The 21619-nt window shown below is 57.0% G+C and carries 24 protein-coding genes and 1 pseudogene; 10 read left to right on the top strand and 15 right to left on the bottom strand.

Going from position 1 to position 21619, the window contains the following annotated elements:
* Positions 1–11: 11 nt before the first annotated feature.
* From rpsC to ettA, 6 genes and pseudogenes are all read right to left on the bottom strand, one after another.
* Positions 12–722: a 30S ribosomal protein S3 gene (gene rpsC, locus AC2FLP_RS18470; protein WP_117872244.1), complete on the bottom strand. Its 711-nt coding sequence runs from the start codon at positions 720–722 to the stop codon at positions 12–14.
* Positions 722–1102, bottom strand: coding sequence for a 50S ribosomal protein L22 (rplV, locus tag AC2FLP_RS18465; RefSeq protein ID WP_039538267.1), 381 nt, complete (start codon positions 1100–1102; stop codon positions 722–724). Before rplV ends, rpsC begins: the two co-directional genes overlap by 1 nt.
* Positions 1103–1105: 3 nt before the next feature.
* Positions 1106–1384, bottom strand: coding sequence for a 30S ribosomal protein S19 (rpsS, locus tag AC2FLP_RS18460; protein ID WP_005980699.1), 279 nt, complete (start codon positions 1382–1384; stop codon positions 1106–1108).
* 3 nt (positions 1385–1387) lie between these two features.
* The gene (gene rplB, locus AC2FLP_RS18455) at positions 1388–2230 is read right to left on the bottom strand and encodes a 50S ribosomal protein L2 (protein ID WP_008757664.1); all 843 of its coding nucleotides are present in this window, start codon (positions 2228–2230) and stop codon (positions 1388–1390) included.
* A 660-nt stretch (positions 2231–2890) separates the two neighbouring features.
* Positions 2891–2995, bottom strand: a pseudogene (locus tag AC2FLP_RS18450) (KTSC domain-containing protein); the annotation flags it as partial.
* A gap of 796 nt (positions 2996–3791) precedes the next feature.
* Complete coding sequence (ettA, locus tag AC2FLP_RS18445) at positions 3792–5447, bottom strand: energy-dependent translational throttle protein EttA (protein ID WP_496685432.1); 1656 nt, start codon at positions 5445–5447, stop codon at positions 3792–3794.
* Positions 5448–5584: 137 nt separating this feature from the next.
* On the opposite strand from ettA, the gene AC2FLP_RS18440 reads away from it, so the two are divergent.
* The 3 genes from AC2FLP_RS18440 to dacB all read left to right on the top strand — a co-directional run bounded on the left by AC2FLP_RS18440 (position 5585) and on the right by dacB (position 8253).
* Entirely contained in the window at positions 5585–6055 is a 471-nt protein-coding gene (locus AC2FLP_RS18440) for an MOSC domain-containing protein (RefSeq protein ID WP_117872250.1), read from the top strand.
* 32 nt (positions 6056–6087) lie between these two features.
* A complete protein-coding gene (locus tag AC2FLP_RS18435) occupies positions 6088–6708 on the top strand; it encodes a nicotinate-nucleotide adenylyltransferase (RefSeq protein WP_299642776.1) in 621 nt (206 codons plus the stop codon).
* A gap of 66 nt (positions 6709–6774) precedes the next feature.
* On the top strand, positions 6775–8253 hold the full coding sequence (dacB, locus tag AC2FLP_RS18430) for a D-alanyl-D-alanine carboxypeptidase/D-alanyl-D-alanine endopeptidase (RefSeq protein ID WP_496685430.1): 1479 nt from the start codon (positions 6775–6777) through the stop codon (positions 8251–8253).
* Between the two features lie 18 nt (positions 8254–8271).
* On the opposite strand, the gene AC2FLP_RS18425 is transcribed toward dacB, so the two are convergent.
* From AC2FLP_RS18425 to AC2FLP_RS18415, 3 genes are all read right to left on the bottom strand, one after another.
* Positions 8272–8694: a tellurite resistance TerB family protein gene (locus AC2FLP_RS18425; protein WP_117872968.1), complete on the bottom strand. Its 423-nt coding sequence runs from the start codon at positions 8692–8694 to the stop codon at positions 8272–8274.
* 88 nt (positions 8695–8782) lie between these two features.
* Entirely contained in the window at positions 8783–9157 is a 375-nt protein-coding gene (locus AC2FLP_RS18420; protein WP_205511868.1) for an EamA family transporter, read from the bottom strand.
* On the bottom strand, positions 9154–9879 hold the full coding sequence (locus AC2FLP_RS18415; RefSeq protein ID WP_496685425.1) for a class I SAM-dependent methyltransferase: 726 nt from the start codon (positions 9877–9879) through the stop codon (positions 9154–9156). The genes AC2FLP_RS18420 and AC2FLP_RS18415 overlap by 4 nt, the downstream gene beginning before the upstream one ends.
* 363 nt (positions 9880–10242) lie before the next feature.
* On the opposite strand from AC2FLP_RS18415, the gene AC2FLP_RS18410 reads away from it, so the two are divergent.
* The 5 genes from AC2FLP_RS18410 to AC2FLP_RS18390 all read left to right on the top strand — a co-directional run bounded on the left by AC2FLP_RS18410 (position 10243) and on the right by AC2FLP_RS18390 (position 15637).
* Positions 10243–11817, top strand: coding sequence for a lysine--tRNA ligase (locus tag AC2FLP_RS18410; protein WP_299901367.1), 1575 nt, complete (start codon positions 10243–10245; stop codon positions 11815–11817).
* Positions 11818–11865: 48 nt separating this feature from the next.
* Positions 11866–12267 carry a DUF4864 domain-containing protein gene (locus AC2FLP_RS18405; protein WP_117872256.1) on the top strand — a complete coding sequence of 134 codons (402 nt, stop codon included), beginning with the start codon at positions 11866–11868 and terminating at the stop codon, positions 12265–12267.
* 138 nt (positions 12268–12405) lie between these two features.
* Positions 12406–14694 carry a glycosyl hydrolase family 28-related protein gene (locus AC2FLP_RS18400; RefSeq protein WP_496685422.1) on the top strand — a complete coding sequence of 763 codons (2289 nt, stop codon included), beginning with the start codon at positions 12406–12408 and terminating at the stop codon, positions 14692–14694.
* A 143-nt stretch (positions 14695–14837) separates the two neighbouring features.
* Entirely contained in the window at positions 14838–15164 is a 327-nt protein-coding gene (locus AC2FLP_RS18395) for an antibiotic biosynthesis monooxygenase family protein (RefSeq protein ID WP_117872260.1), read from the top strand.
* A 65-nt stretch (positions 15165–15229) separates the two neighbouring features.
* A complete protein-coding gene (locus AC2FLP_RS18390; RefSeq protein WP_299640831.1) occupies positions 15230–15637 on the top strand; it encodes a universal stress protein in 408 nt (135 codons plus the stop codon).
* Between the two features lie 3 nt (positions 15638–15640).
* On the opposite strand, the gene AC2FLP_RS18385 is transcribed toward AC2FLP_RS18390, so the two are convergent.
* Positions 15641–16123 (bottom strand): HugZ family pyridoxamine 5'-phosphate oxidase, encoded by a 483-nt coding sequence (locus AC2FLP_RS18385; protein ID WP_496685419.1) that lies wholly within the window; start codon positions 16121–16123, stop codon positions 15641–15643.
* A 78-nt stretch (positions 16124–16201) separates the two neighbouring features.
* On the opposite strand from AC2FLP_RS18385, the gene AC2FLP_RS18380 reads away from it, so the two are divergent.
* Both AC2FLP_RS18380 and AC2FLP_RS18375 read left to right on the top strand, forming a co-directional pair.
* Positions 16202–16690, top strand: a complete 489-nt coding sequence (locus AC2FLP_RS18380) for an excalibur calcium-binding domain-containing protein (RefSeq protein ID WP_496685416.1) — start codon at positions 16202–16204, stop codon at positions 16688–16690.
* Positions 16691–16848: 158 nt separating this feature from the next.
* On the top strand, positions 16849–17082 hold the full coding sequence (locus tag AC2FLP_RS18375; protein WP_117872972.1) for a TFIIB-type zinc ribbon-containing protein: 234 nt from the start codon (positions 16849–16851) through the stop codon (positions 17080–17082).
* A 5-nt stretch (positions 17083–17087) separates the two neighbouring features.
* On the opposite strand, the gene AC2FLP_RS18370 is transcribed toward AC2FLP_RS18375, so the two are convergent.
* From AC2FLP_RS18370 to AC2FLP_RS18350, 5 genes are all read right to left on the bottom strand, one after another.
* Positions 17088–17516 (bottom strand): excinuclease ABC subunit B, encoded by a 429-nt coding sequence (locus AC2FLP_RS18370; RefSeq protein WP_496710067.1) that lies wholly within the window; start codon positions 17514–17516, stop codon positions 17088–17090.
* A 43-nt stretch (positions 17517–17559) separates the two neighbouring features.
* Positions 17560–18267 (bottom strand): ORF6N domain-containing protein, encoded by a 708-nt coding sequence (locus tag AC2FLP_RS18365; RefSeq protein ID WP_496685412.1) that lies wholly within the window; start codon positions 18265–18267, stop codon positions 17560–17562.
* Positions 18268–18392: 125 nt separating this feature from the next.
* Complete coding sequence (locus tag AC2FLP_RS18360) at positions 18393–19097, bottom strand: hypothetical protein (protein WP_496685409.1); 705 nt, start codon at positions 19095–19097, stop codon at positions 18393–18395.
* Positions 19098–19102: 5 nt separating this feature from the next.
* On the bottom strand, positions 19103–21289 hold the full coding sequence (gene uvrB / locus AC2FLP_RS18355) for an excinuclease ABC subunit UvrB (RefSeq protein ID WP_496685406.1): 2187 nt from the start codon (positions 21287–21289) through the stop codon (positions 19103–19105).
* A gap of 14 nt (positions 21290–21303) precedes the next feature.
* Positions 21304–21561: a hypothetical protein gene (locus AC2FLP_RS18350; protein ID WP_162896869.1), complete on the bottom strand. Its 258-nt coding sequence runs from the start codon at positions 21559–21561 to the stop codon at positions 21304–21306.
* Positions 21562–21619 lie beyond the last annotated feature (58 nt).

Raw genomic sequence — 21619 nt, 5'->3', positions numbered from 1 at the left:
TCTTTCCCTCCTTAGCGACGACCGCCACCAGCACCACGAGGTGCAGGGCCGTCCTGGAGTTCCTGTGCTTTACGGTCACGTGCCTGCGGATCGTGCTCCATGATCTCACCTTTGAAGATCCAGACCTTGATCCCGATGATCCCGTAGGGGGTCATCGCTTCGGCATGTGCGTAATCGATGTCGGCACGCAGGGTGTGCAGAGGCACGCGGCCTTCGCGGTACCACTCGGTCCGTGCGATTTCAGCACCGCCCAGACGGCCAGCGACGTTCACCCGGATACCCAGGGCGCCCATACGCATGGCATTCTGAACCGAGCGCTTCATTGCGCGACGGAACGAAACACGACGCTCCAGCTGCTGAGCGATGGACTCGGCAACCAGCTGCGCGTCAAGCTCGGGCTTGCGCACTTCGACGATGTTCAGGTGCAGTTCGCTGTCGGTCATACCAGCAAGCTTCTTGCGCAGAACTTCGATGTCCGCGCCTTTCTTGCCGATGATGACGCCCGGACGTGCGGTGTGGATCGTGACGCGGCACTTCTTGTGCGGACGTTCGATGATCACACGTGCAACACCGGCTTGTTTGCACTCTTTCTGAATGAACTCACGGATCTTGATGTCTTCCAGCAGAAGATCACCGTAATCCTTGGTGTCAGCGTACCAGCGACTGTCCCAGGTGCGGTTGACCTGAAGGCGCATGCCGATCGGATTGACTTTATGTCCCATTAGGCTTGCTCCTCAACTTGACGCACCTTGATGGTGATCTCCGAGAACGGCTTCATGATTTTGCCGAAACGGCCACGGGCACGCGGACGACCGCGCTTCATGACCAGGTTTTTGCCAACCCATGCTTCGGCGACGATCAGCTCGTCAACGTCCAGGTTGTGGTTGTTCTCGGCGTTCGCGATTGCGGACTGCAGGCACTTCTTGACGTCCTGCGCGACACGCTTGTTCGAGAAAGTCAGGTCGGTCAGAGCCTTCTCGACTTTCTTGCCGCGGATCATTTGCGCAACCAGGTTCAGTTTCTGCGGGCTGGTGCGAAGCATGCGCGTTTTCGCCATTGCTTCGTTTTCAGCCACGCGGCGGGGGTTCTTTTCCTTGCCCATGACTTACTTCCGTTTCGCTTTTTTGTCAGCGGCGTGACCGTAATAGGTACGAGTCGGCGAGTATTCACCGAACTTCTGACCAATCATGTCTTCCGAGACGTTGACGGGAATGTGCTTCTGGCCGTTGTAAACACCAAAGGTCAGACCCACGAACTGGGGCAGAATGGTGGAACGACGCGACCAGATCTTGATGACTTCGTTGCGGCCCGACTCGCGCGCTGCTTCGGCTTTTTTCAGCACATAAGCATCGACGAAAGGGCCCTTCCAAACAGAGCGAGACATAGATTAACGTCCCTTCTTCTTGGCGTGCCGCGAGCGGATGATCAGCTTCTGGGACGCTTTGTTCTTGTTGCGGGTACGCTTACCCTTGGTGTCCTTACCCCATGGAGTAACCGGTGTACGGCCACCCGAGGTACGACCTTCACCACCACCGTGCGGGTGATCGATCGGGTTCATTGCAACACCACGAACCGACGGGCGCACGCCTTTGTGGCGCATACGACCGGCTTTACCGAGGTTTTGGTTGCTGTTGTCGGGGTTGGACACGGCACCGACGGTGGCCATGCATTCCTGACGGACCATGCGCAACTCGCCCGAGCTCAGACGGATCTGAGCGTAGCCGCCATCGCGACCAACGAACTGAGCGTAAGTACCGGCCGCACGTGCGATCTGACCGCCTTTGCCAGGCTTCATCTCGATGTTGTGGACGATGGTACCAATGGGCATGCCCGAGAACGGCATTGCGTTGCCCGGCTTGATGTCGGCCTTGGCGGATGCCACGACTTTGTCACCAACAGCCAGACGCTGCGGAGCCAGGATATACGCCTGCTCGCCGTCTTCGTATTTTACCAGTGCGATGAATGCGGTCCGGTTCGGGTCATATTCGATCCGTTCAACGGTTGCCGCGACATCAAATTTGTTCCGTTTGAAGTCAACGATCCGGTAGAGACGCTTTGCGCCACCGCCGCGGCGGCGTGAAGTGATCCGTCCGGTGTTGTTCCGGCCGCCCGATTTGGTCAAACCCTCAGTGAGAGACTTGACCGGACGTCCTTTCCAAAGCTCCGAACGGTCGATCAGCACCAGCCCGCGCTGGCCCGGCGTCGTCGGCTTGTACGACTTGAGTGCCATGCTTTCTGTCTTCCGTTTAGCAAGTGCGGGGGTTTCCCCGCTATGTGATAGGCCCCCGTAGGTGCCAAGGGTATAGGGCCCCGAAGGTCCCCGGTTCAAAATATCTAAGGCCCCGGAACGAATCCGAGGCCGCAAGATTGGGTGCGTTTAGCAGTGTTGGGGCCGGGTGACAAGTCAGAGTATCAAACTTCTTCTGTGGCCGTGAAAACCACACCCTGGCCAAACGCGTTGTGGTTTACAGCCCGGATGCTAAACCCAGTAATGCACGAGCTGTCGCTGGAACTCAGAGAGCGGGAACAGGACCTGACAGAAGAGGTTGAACCCGATTCCTGTGGACTTTGGTGCAGTGAGCCCCGATCGGAAAGCTCGGTGACCGGGCTTATTGGGTCGGGTCGGAAGGTTTCGCGGAAACCGATCTGGAAAGGTGCTGCCCCTGCAATCAGTCCGATGTATTTTATGTTGAGCCGCTGCTGCTTGGCGGCCGCACTCATGAGCGGGCTGGGGAAGCACTCTACCGAGTGACCGTAATCGTCAATCTATCGCGGTATTCTTGCGGGTCGGGTTGATCCGGGTTGAAGCGACGGTGTGACGGACGGCGCATTCGGAGAGCCGTGATACAAAGAACACCCCCGTAGGCCGGGCTTCAGCCCGGCCTACTTGCTAATATCGATCTTTGATATGGTCGTTATAAAACAGTCCCTTAGAACGTGCAGACAGAAACGCGTCGTAGACGTGTTCAGGGACACCAAAATAGTCGTATCTACCGCTTTCTCGGAACTAAATAGAAAGTGTACCGCCGCTCCACTCGATTTGTCTTTTTGCGCTTGAGTTTACATATGGCATGAATGTGGCTCGCGGTTAAGAAATCGAAAGGGCCGGTGCAATACCGGCCCTTCTGACGCTACGCATGTTGGATCAACTTCCAAGTAACGGCTTTGCCATCGTACGGCGGCATGACGTTGCTCTTGGCGATTGGTGCTGTAGTGGATGGGTTCCCAACCACTTTCCAAACTCCGCTCTCCGGGCACTTTTGACCGGTGCGTGCAGTTGTGCCGATGGGAGCACGAGCCCTTGTCTGTGAAAACATAGTTCACATCCTTTGCTAGTTACGTTTCAGCAAGGACGCGAATGAACACCACATTCGAGGCACGCCCTCACCACCTCCAAACCTGACTCGATTGAAGTTAGCTGTCAACTATATTTTGGGCCTGCGGTCCCCCGAGCAACTATTTGAAGTATTCGCCCATAGGGTTATACACATTCCTCCCCAATGTTATCCACAAAAAAACCCCCGCCGAAGCGAGGGTCTTTCGTTCAAGACACAGCGTGCCTCGAATGTGGTGTAGACAATGTTTGACTCAGAAAAACTCGGTATTCAAGAGTCAAAAATGTCACAATGTGGGTTTATCCACAAGATATTGTGGTTCGCATATCATCGGGCACAAAAATGTAATCACATTGTATCTTAGCCAAATTCCGCGAATTGACCTGTAATAGACCAATCCACAGAACTTTTAATAGACCCATCCACAGAACTTTGTGAACGAGGTTGACTGCTCTGCTACCGCGCAAACTTCTTATGCTTCAATCGCTTGGGTTCCAGAGCGTCCGGTCCCAGACGGCGTTTTTTGTCCTCTTCGTAATCCTCGAAGTTGCCCTCGAACCACTCGACATGGGCATCCCCCTCAAACGCCAGAATATGCGTACAAATCCGGTCGAGGAAGAAGCGGTCGTGTGAGATGACGACGGCGCAGCCGGCGAAATCGACCAGCGCGTCTTCCAGCGCGCGCAGGGTTTCGACGTCGAGATCGTTTGTCGGTTCGTCGAGCAGCAGGACGTTGCCGCCCTCTTTCAGCAGGCGGGCCATGTGGACGCGGTTGCGCTCACCCCCTGACAGCAGCGAGACCTTTTTCTGCTGGTCGCCGCCCTTGAAATTGAACGACGAGCAATAGGCGCGGGAATTGACCTGCGCGTCGCCCAGTTGGATGATCTCGGCGCCGCCGGTGATCGCCTCCCACACGGTGTCGTTGTCTTTGAGGTCATCGCGGGACTGGTCGACATAAGACAGCTCGACTGTGTCGCCCAGCGTGATGGTGCCGCTGTCGGGCTGTTCCTGACCTGTCAGCATCTTGAAGAGCGTCGATTTACCGGCACCGTTGGGGCCGATGACTCCGACGATGCCGCCGGGAGGCAGGGCAAAGTCGAGGTTCTCGATCAGTTGCTTGTCACCCATGTGTTTCGACAGACCCTCGACCTCGATCACCTTGCCGCCAAGGCGGGGGCCGTTGGGGATGACGATCTGGGCGCGGGTCAGCTTTTCGCGTTCGGACTGATCGGCCAGCTCGTTATAGGCGTTGATCCGGGCCTTGGATTTGGCCTGACGGGCTTTTTGGCCCTGACGCATCCATTCCAGTTCACGCTGCAGGGTCTTCTGTTTGGACTTGTCTTCGCGGGCTTCCTGTTCCAGCCGTTTGGCTTTTTGTTCCAGCCATGCGGAATAGTTGCCCTCGTAAGGAATGCCGCGACCGCGGTCGAGTTCGAGGATCCAGCCGGTGATGCTGTCCAGAAAATAGCGGTCGTGGGTGACAATCAGGATGGTGCCCTTGTAGTCGATCAGGTGCTGTTGCAGCCAGGCGATGGTCTCGGCGTCCAGGTGGTTGGTCGGTTCATCAAGCAGCAACATATCGGGCGCTTCGAGCAGCAGCTTGCAGAGCGCCACGCGGCGTTTCTCGCCGCCCGAGAGGTTGGCGATGTCCGCATCGTCCGGCGGGCAGCGCAGCGCCTCCATCGAGACGTCGATCTGGCTGTCGAGGTCCCACAGGTTCTGGCTGTCGATCTCGTCCTGGAGCTTGGCCATCTCATCGGCGGTTTCGTCCGAATAGTTCATGGCCAGTTCGTTGTACCGGTCGAGGATTGCCTTCTTTTCGGCTACACCCAACATCACATTTTCGCGGACATTGAGGGTTTCGTCCAGTTTCGGTTCCTGCGGCAGATAGCCGACCTTGGCACCTTCGGCTGCCCAGGCCTCGCCAGTGAAGTCCTTGTCGAGCCCCGCCATGATCTTCATCAGCGTCGATTTACCAGCGCCGTTTACGCCGACGACACCGATTTTTACGCCGGGCAGAAAGCTCAGGTGGATGTTTTCAAAGCACTTCTTGCCACCGGGATAGGTCTTGGAGACACCCTGCATGTGGTAGACATATTGATAGGCGGCCATGTCGCGTCCTCTGGGTCGGGGAAATTTGGTTGAAACGCTGGATATCCGAGCGGGACGGGCTGGGCAAGCTGGTGGTATTGTGAATTTCGTCTTTGGGTCGGACGGCGTAGTCAGGTTGCATTGAAAATGGAGGCGTTGTGTCGGAACTGGCGGATTTGATTGCAGGTTGGGCGCAGCCCGGTTGCGTTACGTGGATCGGGGCGCGACCAGAGCGCCGAGTCGAGATTACAGCGCTAGAGGAGGTCGTGATTACTGAGGCCGGTCTGGACAGTGACCGCGCCCGCGCGGGCAAGCGGGCGGTGACTTTGATCCAGCAGGAGCATTTATCGGCGATTGGCTCTTATCTGGGGCGCGGACCGGTTGCGCCGGGTGTTCTGCGGCGAAACTTGGTGGTGTCGGGGATCAATCTGGCGGCGCTCAAGGGACGTCAGGTGCAAGTAGGAGAGGCCATCCTGCGGTTCACAGTAATATGTGCGCCGTGCAGCCGGATGGAAGAATCGCTTGGTAAAGGCGGCTATTCCGCAGTGCGGGGGCACGGAGGATGGTGCGCGGAAGTCGTGCGACCCGGGCGGGTTCGGCTTGGCGATTTGGCGCAACCTGTTGATTGACAACACCTCGCAGTTCTGAACATCAGCAGGGTATGGAGCGGTACGGCATACCATATGCGCGACCTGGGCAGGTCGTCGGTTTGTTCGGCGGGTCGTTTGATCCACCGCATCAGGGCCATGTACATGTCACGCTTGAGGCGATGAAGGCGTTCGGGTTGGATCGGGTTTGGTGGCTGGTATCGCCGGGCAACCCGCTAAAAGAACGCGGGCCGGCACCCATGGGCAGGCGAATGGCGGCAGCACGAAATGTGATGCAGCATCCGAAAGTTGACGTGACGAATATCGAGGCACTGACGGGGACACGGGCGACGGCGGATACGCTGGCGGCGTTGCAGAAGCTTTTTCCGCATGTCAGGTTTGTCTGGCTGATGGGCGCGGACAATCTGGCCCAGTTTCATCACTGGAAAGACTGGCGGGTGATCATGGACAGAGTGCCTGTTGGTGTGGTGGCGCGGCCGGGCGACCGGATATCCGCCCGGATGTCTCCGGCGGCGCGGGTCTATGCCAAATACCGAATCGATGGGCAGGCGCGGCATCTTTTGGGACGGGCGCAGGCTCCGGCCTGGTGTTTCGTGAATGTGCCGATGGTCGATGTCAGTTCCACAGAGATACGGACGCGCGGCGAATGGCGCGCGGAAGTGTTGCCGGAATAGCCGCAGTGGGCGCATAATCTCAGGTAGCTGTTGCGCGCATTTGATCTGTGGGATTTTATTTCACCTATGACTGGTCGTTTTTCACGTCGTTTGTTTCTGGGAGGATTGGGGGCGTCTCTGATCCCGGTAGCTGGTCTGGCGCAGGCGCCGCTGGTTTCGCTCAGGCCGCGTGCGCGTGGTGTGCTGTTGAGCGGCACCGAGCGTTTGGTCGCAGCCGCAGGATTGAAAGGCGAAGTTGTGTTCGCCGTTGCGGATGTGGCGACCGGGGCGCCACTGGAGAATTTTGGCGAGGGTGCGGGTTTGCCACCGGCCAGCGTTGGCAAGGCAATGACCGCGCTTTACGCGCTGGACGTTCTGGGGCCTGACCATCGCTTCGAAACCCGTTTGATCGCAGATGGGCCAATTGAAAACGGAATTTTGCATGGCGATCTGATTCTGGCAGGGGGTGGAGATCCGCTGCTGGACACGGATGCGCTGGCTACGATGGCGGCCAACCTGCGCAAGGCCGGAATTACCGAGGTTCGCGGAGCCTTCAAAGTTTATGACGGGGCTCTGCCCTTCGTATTCAGCATTGATCCGGGGCAGCCGGATCATGTGGGGTACAGCCCGGCGATCAGTGGAATATCGTTGAATTTCAATCGGGTTCACTTTGAGTGGAAGCGTGCCGGTAAAGGCTATGATGTGACCATGGACGCCCGCAGCGCGCGTTACGTGCCGGCAGTGGATGTGGCGACCATGCGGGTCGAAAGCCGAAGCCTGCCGATCTATACCTATCAGCCAAGCCCACGGCAGGATCGGTGGACCGTGGCCAAGGGCGCGCTGGGCAATGGCGGGGCGCGTTGGTTGCCTGTGCGCAAACCGGCCTTATACGCTGGAGATGTATTCCGCACATTGGCCCGATCCAATGGGATCGTTTTGAATCGGGTGCAGGTGACGCGAGAGTCGCCGAAGGGCGTCGACCTTGTCCTGCATCGCAGCGATCCATTGGACAGTATTTTGCGCGGGATGTTGAAATACTCAACCAACCTTACGGCCGAGATGGTCGGATTGGCCGCGACCAAAGCGCGTGGCGTTGACCCACGGAACCTGGCAGAGTCCGCGGCCGAGATGAACCGTTGGGCATCTCAGAGTTTTGGCGTGAGCGGAATTGCGATGGTTGATCATTCCGGTCTGGGCGATGCCTCGCGTATGGTGCCGGCGGATCTGGTCGCTGCCCTTGTCGCGGCCCGGAAAATGGGGGCGTTGCGCCCCTTGATGAAGCCTTTTGCCTTAACTGATCGAAATGGGCGGCCGGTCAAGAACCATCCGGTCAAGGTCGATGCCAAGACAGGGACATTGAACTTCGTATCCGGGCTGGGCGGTTTCCTGACAACGGCGGACGGGGTCGATCTGGCCTTTGCAATTTTTACCGCGGACGTGGCCCATCGCGCCAAAATTCCACGTGCACAACGTGAACGCCCAGAAGGCGCGCGCAGCTGGAACCGCAGGTCGCGAAAACTGCAGCGGGCCTTGCTGGAGCGCTGGGGCTCGCTTTACGGAAGCTAGATTATCGGGATCAGAGGATCAGACCGTATGGCGCGCGCGTGCCCCGCGTTCGATGGCTGCGGCATGCAATCGGTCGATATTCAGTTCGTACCGGATTTCTTCCAGCAGGCGCAGTTCCGTTTCGGCCAGCGCTCCGTCGGCGGCCGCAACATCGCAAGCCAGCGCATAGGCCGTTTCGTTCAGACGCTCGGGCAGGTTTTCACGGATCAGGCCAAACAGCGCATCCAGCCCGTCTTCCTGTTCGAACAGGTCAAAAACGATTTGTGATACGCGACGGGTCCGATCAATGTCGTATCCTGCAAAGACCGGCAGCATGTTCACGGCAACTTCGATCTTGACCAGCTCGGCGGTTCGGATGTTTTCGTCAGAGGCCGAGACTGCAACCATGATCGCCACAAGGCAATCCTGCGGAGACATCGGGTGGGGCACTTGCTCGGTCATGGGATGGTCCTGATTGGGGTTGTTCGAAGACGCACGATATGAGCGCAGCGGGTCAGGTTCAACACCTTGTTTCATCCACCTAGCGTGATCAGGTGTTCATGACCATCATTCCCGAAATCAAAAGCGCAGCCCCCAACCAGTAGCGCAGCCCAAGTGTTTCGCCGAAGAAGACGTGTGAGGCCAGTGGCACAAGAACGAAACTGAGGGCCATGAAGGGGTAGGCCTGGGACAGTGTCAGATACCGCAGGACATACACCCAAAGCACCGTTGCCGAGCCATAGATGGCAAAGGCTGTCAGAAGGAACGGATCGAATAGCGTTTGGATGAGCCCCGCAAATCCGGTGACTTCGCGCCCATCAATCCGGTTTCCTGCAAGTTTGAACAAGATTTGCCCGGCTGAGATCATAACTGGTGTGCACAGCAAACCAGCCCAGACCAGTGTCGTAGGGGTGGGCGGGGTCATCCTTGTTGCTCGGGTTCTGGTTTTTCCTCGGAGCGGCCTTCACAGTAATAGATGTCGCGCCCCAGATCCTCGCAGATATGGATGTCCGGGCTGGGATACACGGCACGCAGAAAGCTGTGTGTGTAGGGGAAAAAGTTGAAATGTGGATTGAAGGTGAACCTGCTTTCGCGTTCACGCGGGACGACGATAATGACGCGTTTTCGCGCGACACGACGCAGTTCAGCGATCGCTTGCCGGTAGTCCAGAAGATGCTCAATCACATGGGTGCAGATGACGGTGTCAAAGCTGTTGTCTTCAAACGGCAGCTCTTCGATCCGGGCAGCGACATAGTCGATATTGTCGATGGCATCCGCATCATCGACCACGAAATCCACTCCTGTCAGCTGCGTGATATCCGGTCTGGCGGCTTTTATGCGTTGCAAAAGAACTCCGGTGCCGCAGCCAATATCGCAGATGCTTTGCCCAACGATATCCTCGGCTATCCGTTTGATACAGGCCTCGGAATTGTCGGTGCCTTGATGCACACGCGGATGATCGTGGTAGAGTTTTTCGTACTCGTCATCCGTCAGGTAGGTTGCGCGTTCGCGGAATTCTGCAAGACGCGTGATGTGTTCGCCCCAAACCCTGCAGGCTAGCCAATGAAAGGCGGCGCTGTCACGCAGGATAGGCGGCAGGATATCTTCGAGTACAAAGCGTATACGGTTGGTGGTTTCGCGTCGCATCCCGTTTCCTCTGGTTCGGGGAAACCCCCGTGTCGCCTTTGTTTAACATTGCCGGGTAAGCGTGCGAAATAAGCAGGTCAAGTTGGCGCGCCGCCCGTGTCTTTTTTGTTTCGCGGGAACAATCGTCCCACCATTGTGGCTTGAGTAAGGCTGGTCAGTGAAAAAGCGGCGCAGATATCACGTACAGAGTGTCTGCGGGCCAAAAAACAGTTTTGCAGCAGGCCCGATGGCGGCTGTTTTTTAACTGGGTGTGCCGCGAATTGCGCCACTGCTTTATTGACTCATGCTGCACTGGCACAATAGGAGGGGTCGGTCCGGTTGCATGGGGTGGCCGTGACACTTTCCCCGATGGAGCACATTGAAATGTCTGAACTGCGTGAAACCGCGATGTCGTCCAAGGCCTGGCCTTTTGAAGAGGCGCGCCGGTTGCTCAAACGCTATCAGAAAGGTGCTCCGGAAAAGGGGTATGTGCTGTTCGAAACCGGTTACGGCCCGTCGGGCCTGCCCCACATCGGCACGTTTGGTGAGGTCGCGCGGACCACGATGGTCAAGCGCGCGTTCGAGGCGCTTTCGGATATCCCGACCAAGCTGATCTGTTTTTCGGACGATCTGGACGGGATGCGCAAAGTGCCCAGCAATGTGCCAAATCCCGAGGCGCTTGAGGAACATTTGCAGCGCCCGCTGACTTCGGTTCCCGATCCGTTTGGCGAATACCCCAGCTTTGGCGAATACAACAACGCCATGCTGCGTCGGTTCCTTGATACGTTCGGGTTCGACTATGAGTTCTATTCGGCACGCGATTTTTATCGTTCAGGCCAGTTCGACGAGATCCTGAAGCGCGCGGTCGACAAGTACGATGACGTCATGGCCATCATGCTCAAAAGCTTGCGTGAAGAACGCCAGCAGACTTATTCAATCTTCCTGCCGATCCATCCCGAAACCGGTCGGGTTTTGTATGTTCCGATGAAGAAGGTCTGCGCTGAGACCTATACCGTCACCTTCGATGACGAAGATGGCAGAGAATGGACCCTGCCCGTCACTGGCGGCAACGTGAAGCTGCAATGGAAGCCAGATTTCGGGGCGCGCTGGGCGGCGCTTGGCGTTGATTTCGAGATGTACGGCAAGGAACACGCGACTAACGAAAAGATCTATGATGCGATCTGCCGTGCGCTGGGTGGCCGGGCGCCCGAGCATTTCTCGTACGAGCTGTTTCTGGACGAGAAGGGCCAGAAGATTTCCAAGTCGTCCGGCAATGGCGTGTCGATTGACGAGTGGCTGACCTATGCACCGACCGAAAGCCTGGCGTATTTCATGTACCAAAAGCCCAAAACGGCCAAGCGGATGCATTTTGATGTTATTCCGAAGGCTTATGATGAATATCATCAACAGTTGCGCGCCTATCCGGGGCAGGACCTGAAAGCTCAGTTGAACAATCCGGTTTGGCATATTCACGGTGGCGACGTTCCTGAATCGACCCTGATCGTACCGTTTGCGATGCTGCTGAACCTGGCGTCGGTCTCTGGCGCGGAAGACAAGGAGGCGCTGTGGGGCTTTATCCGCCGCTATGCGCCGGAAGCAACAGCATTGAGCCATCCCGATCTGGACCAGGCCGCGGGCTTTGCGGTTCGCTACTTCAACGATTTCGTTAAACCAACGCGTAAACATCGTGCACCGACCGACCAGGAGCGTGAGGCGCTCGAAGCGCTGAAAGCCGCGCTTGAGGCTTATGATGGCCCGGCCGAGGATGAGGCGCTGCAATCGGTGGTCTACTCCATCGGGCGTGAGCGGTTCGACCCCATGCGCGGTTGGTTCACGGCGTTGTACGAAGTGCTTCTGGGTGCATCGCAGGGTCCGCGCTTTGGCGGCTTCATCGCTCTGTACGGTGTGCCAGAGACAATCGCCCTGATCGAAAAGGCGCTGGCCGGAGAGCTGGCCTGATTTGACCTGATCCAGTAAGGGGCTACACTTTTTGCAGGAGGTGGCCCCATGCGTCGATTTTTGCTTGCTGTATCCCTGAGTGCCGGGTTGGGGTCAGGCGCATTTGCGCAAAACGCAGAGATCGAAGCAAACATTTCGGCGCAGATACAAGCCTTCAAGGCGGATGATTTTGCCACGGCCTTTACCTTTGCCAGTCCCAGCATTCAGCGCCTTTTTCAAAATCCCGACAATTTCGGAGCAATGGTACGCAATGGGTATCCAATGGTCTGGCGTCCTTCTGACGTGCGCTTTCTGGAATTGCGTGAGGTGGCGGGGGCTTTGTGGCAGAAAGTGTTGATCACTGACGGAAATGGGCGCGTGCATATATTGGACTATCAGATGATCCCTCTGGAGGGCGGTTGGAAAATCAACGGGGTCCAATTGTTGGGTAACGCGGATCCTGCGGCCTGAGGCAACACCACCGTCACGGTGAGATGAACCGCGGTTAACTCCCTTTCGGTATCCAGACTGACGCGTTCGGGGCGGACCTGGACACGGGGTTTGGACGCGTCGCCAGATTTGCGCGGCGCGATTGAGAAAGGGTTTTCAATGAACAAGGCAATCACTGACGGCATCGTTTTCATGCCGCCTCAATTCGCGAATGGCCTGACCGTATGGTCTGCGGGGGACGGAACGCCGGGCTCACCCACATATGGTGGATCCGGCACCGGGGTTTTCGTGCCTGCGGATGCCAATTTTGGTGGCTGCCTGGAGATTCTGAAAATCCAAACCACCCAACAGCTTCGATACATGGGCCAGACACCGATTTTGCCCGGGTGCTATTTGCAGATCAAGGCGCGGGTCAAGGCGATCAGCGGACCATTGCCGTCGGTGCGTATTGCGGCCTGGGCCGGGGGTGCGGGCGACGCGCATGTGGCGGGTGTCGTGGAGCAGGGGCCTGCAACACAGTTGTCGGGCTATGGGGCCGTGCATGAAGTAACGGCGATTGTCGGAACCGGCCAGCGCCCGGGCGTGGACATGCCTTGGGGGCTTGCCGCCCTGTATGGCCATTTTGGTCTGGATATTGAGGGCTCGAACGGAGCGCTGGTGCGCATCGACGACCTGGAGATCACGGATGTCACCGGTGTCTTCCTGCGCGAAATGATCAGTGTTGTGGATGTACGGGATTATGGTGCCATCGGCGACGGTGTGACGGACGACTCGGCTGCGTTTGAAGCGGCCGATCAGGCGGCGGGTGGCCGACGGGTTTACGTTCCGCAAGGGACCTATCATCTGGCTGAAAACACCAGTATGACGTCCGAGATGGACTTTGAAGGCACAGTCACCATGCCGGATGACAAGATGTTGTTGCTGACAAAGGATTTCCATCTGCCTGCTTACATTTCGGCCTTCGGAGACGAAGAATTGGCGTTCAAAAAAGCGTTTCAGGCTCTTTTGAACAATTCGGATCATGACTCACTCGATTTGGGCGGGCGCAAGATTTCCGTCACCGCTCCGATCGACATGGCGGCAGCGGTTCCCAACAAGCAGAGCGGGTTTTCGACCCGTCGTGTGATCCGGAACGGTCAGTTTGACGTCAAAAGCAGTTCAGCGTGGGATACTGAAACGTTCACATCAACTGCGACTTACGATCCTTCGGACAATACGCGTCTGACCAATGTTGCAAATGTCGCCAACATTCCTGTTGGGTCCTACGTTGCGGGCAGCGGCGTCGGGCGTGAGATCTATGTGCGGTCAAAGAATGTCGGGGCTGGTGAAATCACACTGAGCGCGCCTCTTGTGGGGGCGTCGGGGACCCAGTCTTTCACATTCTACTCATTCAAGTACCTGCTGGATTTCAGCGGCTTCAGCAAACTTCGGAAGTTCGGAATGGAGCAGATCGAGTTTCAGTGCAACAGCCGATGTAGCGGAATTCGTCTGGCGGCCGCTGGCAGCACCTTTTCGTTGAAAGACTGTCATGTCAGTCGCCCGAAAGACCGGGGGATGACGTCGACCGGAACGGGGTGCAAGGGCATGCTGATCGACAATTGTCAGTTCCTTTCGGCAGAAGAATCTTTTGTTGTAACGGATCGATATTCCATCGGATTGAACACCAATTCAAACGATGTGAAGCTGCGCCACAACCGCGCGGTGCGTTTCAGGCATTTCGCTGTTCTGGGCGGCGACAACAATATGGTTCTGGGCAACCATGTCTTTCAGGGCGATAGCATCCCGCAAGGTGTGCGTACTGCCGGGCTGATCATGATCGGCACCTACAATAGTTCCACCATCGCGGAGAATTATGTCGACAACTGTTTCATCGAATGGACGAATGAACGAGACCCGTCGCCGACATACACCAGTGGCTTTTCTTTCAGTGCAATGAGCATTACGGACAATATATTTTATTCCAGTCAAGCGCCGTCCTGGTTCAGTTTCATCGTTATTCGCCCTTATGGGCCTGGGCATTTTCTCAATGGCCTGGTGGTGACCGGTAACAAGTTTCGTGCCACGAGCGGTGACATTTTTCGAGTGGAACAGGTGGATACATCCCTCGCCGACTTGAACAAAGACAGGCATACGAACGTGACTTTCCAGAATAATACCTACCATGGCGTAACCAGGAAAACCGCAAACCCATTGAGGGTTCGCCATACGCAAAGCTCGGTGTCCAATCTTTGGCCTGTCTCGGCCAACGGACAGTTGCCTTTCGACGGTAAGGCACGAAGCTGCGATGGGGTTGCGACAATCGGTGTGCTCTCAGGGGCGTTCAACAACCACGTCTTCAGCGCTCCTCATGTTGAGGTCGAACAGGGGGCGACAGGTGACAGTTTTCTGTTGCGTTGGCCAGAGCATGTGAAAGGTACGGCCTCTGTTCTGATGCGCATGGAACGTTAAGAGACCGGATGGCCACCCCGAGCCGGGTGGCCATTTCACTCTGATTTGACCGGTAATGACAGACCCGGTTTGCGAAGCTTGCAGGAAATAGGCGACGTTTGATTTTGATGTGTTAGGCTTGGGCCAGGAAGTGGAGAATCCCGATGCTGAAAATTGCCAAAAACGCCAGTGTTCAAACAGTTATCACGACCTTTGAGATGACACCTGGCACGTGTCAGGACCTTTTGGAGGCCTTGACGGACGCCTATTCCGAGTTCATTTCGAAGCAGCCAGGTTTCGTTTCCGCCGGGCTGCACGTTAATGATGCACAAACCCGGATCGCAAACTATTCGCAATGGGAACGCCGCGAAGATTTCCTTGCTATGCTGCGCACACCTGAAATGCGTGATCGCAACCGCAAGATCAACGAGCTATGCAAAAGCTTTGAGCCGGTCATGTACGATGTCGCTGAAACATTTGGCAGTTCCTGACCTGAATCAAAGCCTGTGCTTCATATCTGTTTCAAAGTGATCCTGCAAAAATGGAGGCTCACACTATGTATCACAACATTCTGGTCCCCATCTCGTTCGATGCTGAAAGAGATACGTCCGGGCCCTTGAAGCTTGCCCAGATTCTGGCCACGCCAGACGCTAAAGTGACATTGTTGCATGTGGTCGAGCATATTCCCAACTATGCGATCTCTTACATGCCGTCCGAATACCTGACAGAAGCACGGAAAGCGATTCAGGCAGAACTGGATGAACTGGCATCTCAACTGCCGAATGCCAAGGGTTTGGTGATTGAAGGACATTCCGGCCGAACCATTCTGGATTGGGCCGAGGCGAATAAACCCGATCTGATCATAATGGCGTCGCACCGGCCGGGGATGCAGGATCTGCTGCTGGGCTCAACCGCATCGCATGTCGTGCGTCATGCGGGTTGTGCCGTGCATGTGGTTCGCTGATGGCTAGAAATCCTGAGCGGTAAGGCGAAAAGCCTTGCCAAATCCGGCGTTCAAAAGGCCGTCCTGAATGGTAAACCGCACCAGTCCGAAATCAGCGAAATCTATGTAGAGTTTCGCCTTGGGTCGCTTGGCCAGATACCGGTCTCGCAAGGCGCTATAGCCTGCCATGCCCCGGTGAACAGGCTGAGCGATCACGTGCAGTGTCAGGCGCGGATGGGTCAGCGGGTCGCCCTTGTCTGCGGGCTCTCCGATCAGAAGGGCGCAATTGGGACAGGCGCTCAACGCACGCGTATGTTCCGCAAGGGTGGAGATCAGCGAGACAGGGCAACCTGCTTCATCCGTGGTCAACGCGATCCGGGAGAGTGACGGCAAGCCCGTGTCAGGGCGCAGAAAGGCCAGCGCGGCAAATGGAGCTTGAAAGAGAAGATCCTGCGCTTGCAAGCGCACCGCTTTGTCGGGCGTCTGATAAGGATTGGGTTCAGTCACGATGTCGGTCCGGCAGTACAGAATGAACGGGCAGTTGGCGATTTTTTTATCTTAAGGGCCTGACCTGAACTGCGCCATTTGTTTCGCCTCGTTCAAATTCGGATTGCCTCGGCTTTGCCACATATCGGCGTTATGGTTCAGGGAATGCTGTTCAAGAAACCCTCGCAGGATATGCCTGATCTGAAGCCACGGTCGTCCAAACGACACCGACGCGCAGAGGCAACGCGCAGGCAGGCGCTGTCTCCGGTTCGCATTCTGGTCATGGTTCTGTTGTTGCCGCTGACCACCGTGGTGATCGCCACCGGTGTTTTCTTGCGCCTGTCCGAATTTGAACGGGACGAGGCGGTGATCCACCTGATCGCATTGGCGGGTTGTGATGCAACGCAGTCGCTGGGGGTAGGGCCATTTTACGAGGGGCAGGCGGGCTACCACAAGCGCAATGACCAGGATGGCGACGGGGTCGCCTGTGGTTCTGCCAGCGTGCCGCGGGCAAGTGCGCCGCCAGCTCACAACAGTCCTGAACCGCAACAACGGTCTCTTGGAACTGCCAAGTTTGTGCGACCCTGACGGCGGCAATTGCGAAGTTCAGAAGATCTGCTTGGGCCAGGACCAGTTGCCCGTGTCATCCGACTTCGGCCCAGGCGAACGGGCGTCATGTCACAGAGGGATGGCAATGCAGCGGATCAACCCCATCTCATACTGATAGCAAGATGGGAGATCGTATGATGCAATGCCCGATTGACGGCACTCAACTGGTCATTACGGACCGAAACGGGGTCGAAATCGACTATTGCCCGCAGTGCAGAGGCGTTTGGCTGGATCGGGGTGAACTGGACAAGATCATCGAGCGGTCGACAGCGTATTCTCCGCCACAATCCGGCTATGATGACCGGGCGGATCACGGCTATCGCAAGAAAAAGAAACGAGGCGGTTTTCTGGAAGATTTGTTCGATTTCTGACCCGGTCAGGACAGCTGGGCCCCGGCACATTCGCGAAAAATGCGAACCTGGGGCGCCGCACCGTTCAAGGGAAATTCAGTCACCCTGTCCTGCGTGAACGCATAGGCGGTCAGGTTGTATTCCAGCCCGTCCAGCACGTTTCCAAATCCGGTATCAGTGACTGTCAACGATGATGCACCGTCAGAAAGGACATGATGCGGAGTGGCGATTTCGATGGGGTTTGGCCCCTCGAACCGCATCGCGAACCATGGGGTGTTGGTCCAGCCTTCGGTCTTGCGGGTAACGGACAGGGTATAGAGGGGTTGTGCGGGGTCGTAGGTCAGGAGTATCTCTGCCGTGTCCGTCACATGTGACAGGGTGCAGATCTGGCCCACCGTTGCTTCCCACGCGGCGGCTGGTGTGCCGAGGATCAGTGATAACATGACAACGCGCATGGTGCGGATTCTAGTGGCCGAAAGGTCCAAGGCAAGGGTTGCCTCAGCCTTTCATTGCATTCAGCAGTTCCAGCAACCCTTTGCGGTCGTCATCATCGGCATAATCGCCTGCGGCCAACCGTTCAGCGATGCGCAGGCGCAGACGCTCGTGCTGGGTGCGCACCTCTTCCCCGGCAGTTTCGGCGAGGGTCTTCATGATCACGGCCACGGCTTGTTGCCGTTTGGTGGTGGGGTTGGCAATGTAATCGACAAGGCTCTGCTGCCCGGAATCGAGGATGTTTTCGGCCAGATCGCGCAGCTGTTCGCCATTGGGCAGCAGCGGGGCGGGGGCATCCTTTGGCGGCAGGATCTCCGGTACGCTGCGCGGGGTCTCGGCCAGCGCATTTGCGCCGTCGACAAAGGCCTCGGTGATCATTCGCGTGATCTTGATCGCGCGCGGGTCCTTGAACAGGGCCGAGGCGATGGCCACGCCGTAATCCGTATAGACCCACGGATTGACCCGCCGCCCACCACGGCCCTTGGGTTTTGAGATCACATTCCGTGATTGCAAATCGGCGACCTCGGCATCGGTCAGCTGAAAGCGGTAGCCCTTGAACAGGTCCTTGTTGCGCGAGACGGCCTGATTGAAGGCGCTCACGGATCTTCCGTAGAACTGCGCCAAATCCTCGGCCAGCACCACACGGGTGCCGCGCACTCGTTGAATGGCGCTTTGGACCTCATGCGTGGAGGGGAGGTTTTTCGGGTTCGTCATGGCAGCCGTTTGGAATCACAATTTGTGACTTCAAACGTGGCGGAGTGCGCGCTGGGCTGCAATGGTGGAGTTTGGGCTTAGATATCATGGATAGTTTCGCTACAAATGGGCGACCCCACTCATCACTACGGATCAATCAAATTGTTTTCCAGATCTCGGGTGCAAATCGAAACTACACTCGGCATAAGATCGGCAGATCTGTTGTACTCATGTTCGAACAGCTCCAGACTTCCCATTAGAGATCTTGTAGCTTTCAACAGGTGTTCTCCCTTTCCGCGAGGGTAGCTGCCGAATTCAATGTCGAATTTGCTTACATGCTTTGAGAAGCAAAGGGCGACGCCAGTGTAATTGGGGTGAAGATACTCTGATAGGCTGTCGTAACTCTTTCGAAATCCACTGATGGTTTTGTCGACAGTGTCAACCATTGTGAGGACATTTACGTTTTCGTACTCCCAGTCCTCCCAACGCGACCCCAGCACAAGCTTCATCGCGGTATCATCGAGTCCTGCAGCGCTTTCTTTATCAACACCTATTTCGAGCTTTCTAGTGAAAAAGTGGCATGCTGCCGCACACTCTTGCACTGATCTAGAAGCAACTATCCCTGTCAGAGCGTTTCCATGTTCGATTTCTCTTAGGGCTCCTGACGCTAGTTCCAAGATTCTCCACATCAGTGCTTCACGAAAAATAAGCAACTTCAAAGCAACTTTGGGAGTAATCGGGTTTGTTGCTGCCGTGATTTTGGAAAGGCGACACGCTTCAAAAGCATCAATGTTCAGCCGAAGTATTGTGATGTGCTCGTTTACGGTTTCCATCAGGTTTTGGTCGTTCACTGAATTCACCGTTTCCTTCGTTTCACATTCCCACCCCGCTGCCCCGGCCGTCCAGCCGTTGACCGTCCGCGTGATTTCACCGCGTCTTCCGAGGCTTTCTCGACCGCCCATTGGCGCGCCATGGGGTCGTCGGCGACGGCGAGGTCGACCGCTTCCAGACGTTTGATCTCATCCCGGATGTTGGCGGCCTCTTCGAACTCCAAATTCTCGGCAGCTTTGCGCATCTTGTCGCGCAGACCATCCAGATGCGCCTCAAGGTTCGCGCCGTGCATCGGTTTGTCGATGGTGGCGGTGACGCGGTTCATGTCGACGTCGCCCTTGTAGAGGCCGGCCAGGACATCCTCGACATTCTTTTGTACGGTCGCGGGGGTGATGCCGTGTTCTTCGTTATAGGCTACCTGCTTGGCGCGGCGGCGGTTGGTTTCGCCCAAAGCACGCTCCATCGAACCGGTGATCTTGTCGGCATACATGATCACCCGGCCATCAGCGTTCCGCGCGGCGCGGCCGATGGTCTGGATCAGGGATGTTTCCGAGCGCAGGAAACCCTCTTTGTCGGCATCGAGAATGGCGACCAGACCGCATTCAGGAATGTCGAGCCCCTCGCGCAGCAGGTTGATCCCGATCAGCACGTCGAAGGCCCCCAGCCGCAAGTCGCGCAGGATTTCGATGCGTTCCAGCGTGTCGATGTCGGAGTGCATATAGCGGACCTTGATGCCCTGTTCGTGCAGGTATTCGGTCAGGTCCTCGGCCATGCGTTTGGTCAGCGTGGTGACCAGCGTGCGGTATCCGTCGGCAGCGACCTTGCGCACCTCGTCCAAAAGATCGTCCACCTGCATGGACACAGGGCGGATTTCGACCTCGGGGTCCAAGAGGCCAGTGGGGCGGATCACCTGTTCGGTGAAGACGCCGCCGGTCTGCTCAATCTCCCACTTCGCCGGGGTGGCCGAAACAAAGACGGATTGTGGGCGCATGGCGTCCCATTCCTCGAACTTGAGGGGTCGGTTGTCCATACAGGACGGCAGGCGGAACCCATGTTCGGCCAGCGTGAACTTGCGCCGATAGTCGCCGCGGTACATGCCACCGATCTGAGGGACACTGACGTGAGATTCGTCGGCGAAGACAATGGCGTTGTCGGGGATAAATTCGAACAGGGTCGGGGGCGGTTCACCCGGTGCGCGGCCCGTCAGATAACGCGAGTAGTTTTCGATGCCGTTGCAGACGCCGGTGGCCTCGAGCATTTCCAGATCGAAATTGGTGCGCTGTTCCAGCCGTTGGGCTTCCAGCAGTTTGCCCTCGCCCACCAGTTGGTCGAGGCGCGTGCGCAGTTCCTTTTTGATGCCGATGATCGCCTGCTGCATCGTGGGTTTCGGCGTCACGTAGTGGGAATTGGCGTAGACGCGCACCTGCTCCATCGTTGCGGCGCGTTCGCCGGTCAGCGGGTCGAACTCGGTGATACTTTCAAGCTCCTCTCCGAAGAACGAGAATTTCCAGGCGCGGTCCTCAAGGTGGGCGGGCCAGATTTCCAGTGAGTCGCCGCGCACCCGGAACGACCCGCGTTGAAACGCCTGATCGTTGCGGCGGTATTGCTGGGCCACCAGATCGGCCATCACCTGCCGCTGGTCGTATTCGTTTCCGACCTTCAGGTCCTGCGTCATCGCCCCGTAGGTCTCGACCGAGCCGATACCGTAGATGCACGAGACCGAGGCCACGATGATCACGTCGTCGCGTTCCAGCAGCGCCCGCGTAGCCGAGTGGCGCATCCGGTCGATCTGTTCGTTGATCTGGGATTCTTTCTCGATATACGTATCCGACCGCGCGACATAGGCCTCGGGCTGGTAGTAGTCGTAGTAGGAGACGAAGTATTCGACCGAGTTTTCCGGGAAAAACCCCTTGAACTCACCATAAAGCTGCGCCGCCAGTGTCTTGTTGGGTGCGAGGATGATCGCCGGGCGTTGGGTTTCCTCGATCACCTTGGCCATGGTGAAGGTTTTGCCCGTACCGGTCGCTCCCAACAGAACCTGATCACGCTCCCCATCCAGAAGACCGCTTGCGAGCTCCTTGATCGCGGTTGGCTGGTCTCCGGCGGGGGCGAACTCCGTATGCATGACAAACTGTTTGCCGCCTTCCAGTTTCAGGCGGGCCCGAACATCTTCGGTTGTCATTTGGGTCTTGTCGGAATGGGCGTATGGCATGGGCAGGCTCCGGATCAGGCTCCTACATTTGTTCTTATTTTGTCCAACTGCAAGGGCTGATCCGGTACAAATCTCCCAGTTTTGATACTAGGCAGATACGCATCCGGATCGTGATCCGAACCAATCTTACCGGCCAACGCGGCAAGCTCGCCGTCGAGAGCCTTCGTCATCATCGGTTTGACGGCGATCACGGCATGGGCTTCGGTCGAGGGCATCGCCAAGATGTTCCCGGGGTTTGCGTCGACGTCCATAGTGCGTTCGCGATGGATCATCTGTTTTATCCTTCGGCTGATTTTTCGAAGATCATAGTTGGTCCTGATGACAGTTTCT

This window comes from Ruegeria sp. CDSA141, assembly GCF_059612005.1.
The sequence above is the reverse complement of the archived record's forward strand: the minus strand, read 5'-3'. Positions and strand labels throughout refer to the sequence as shown.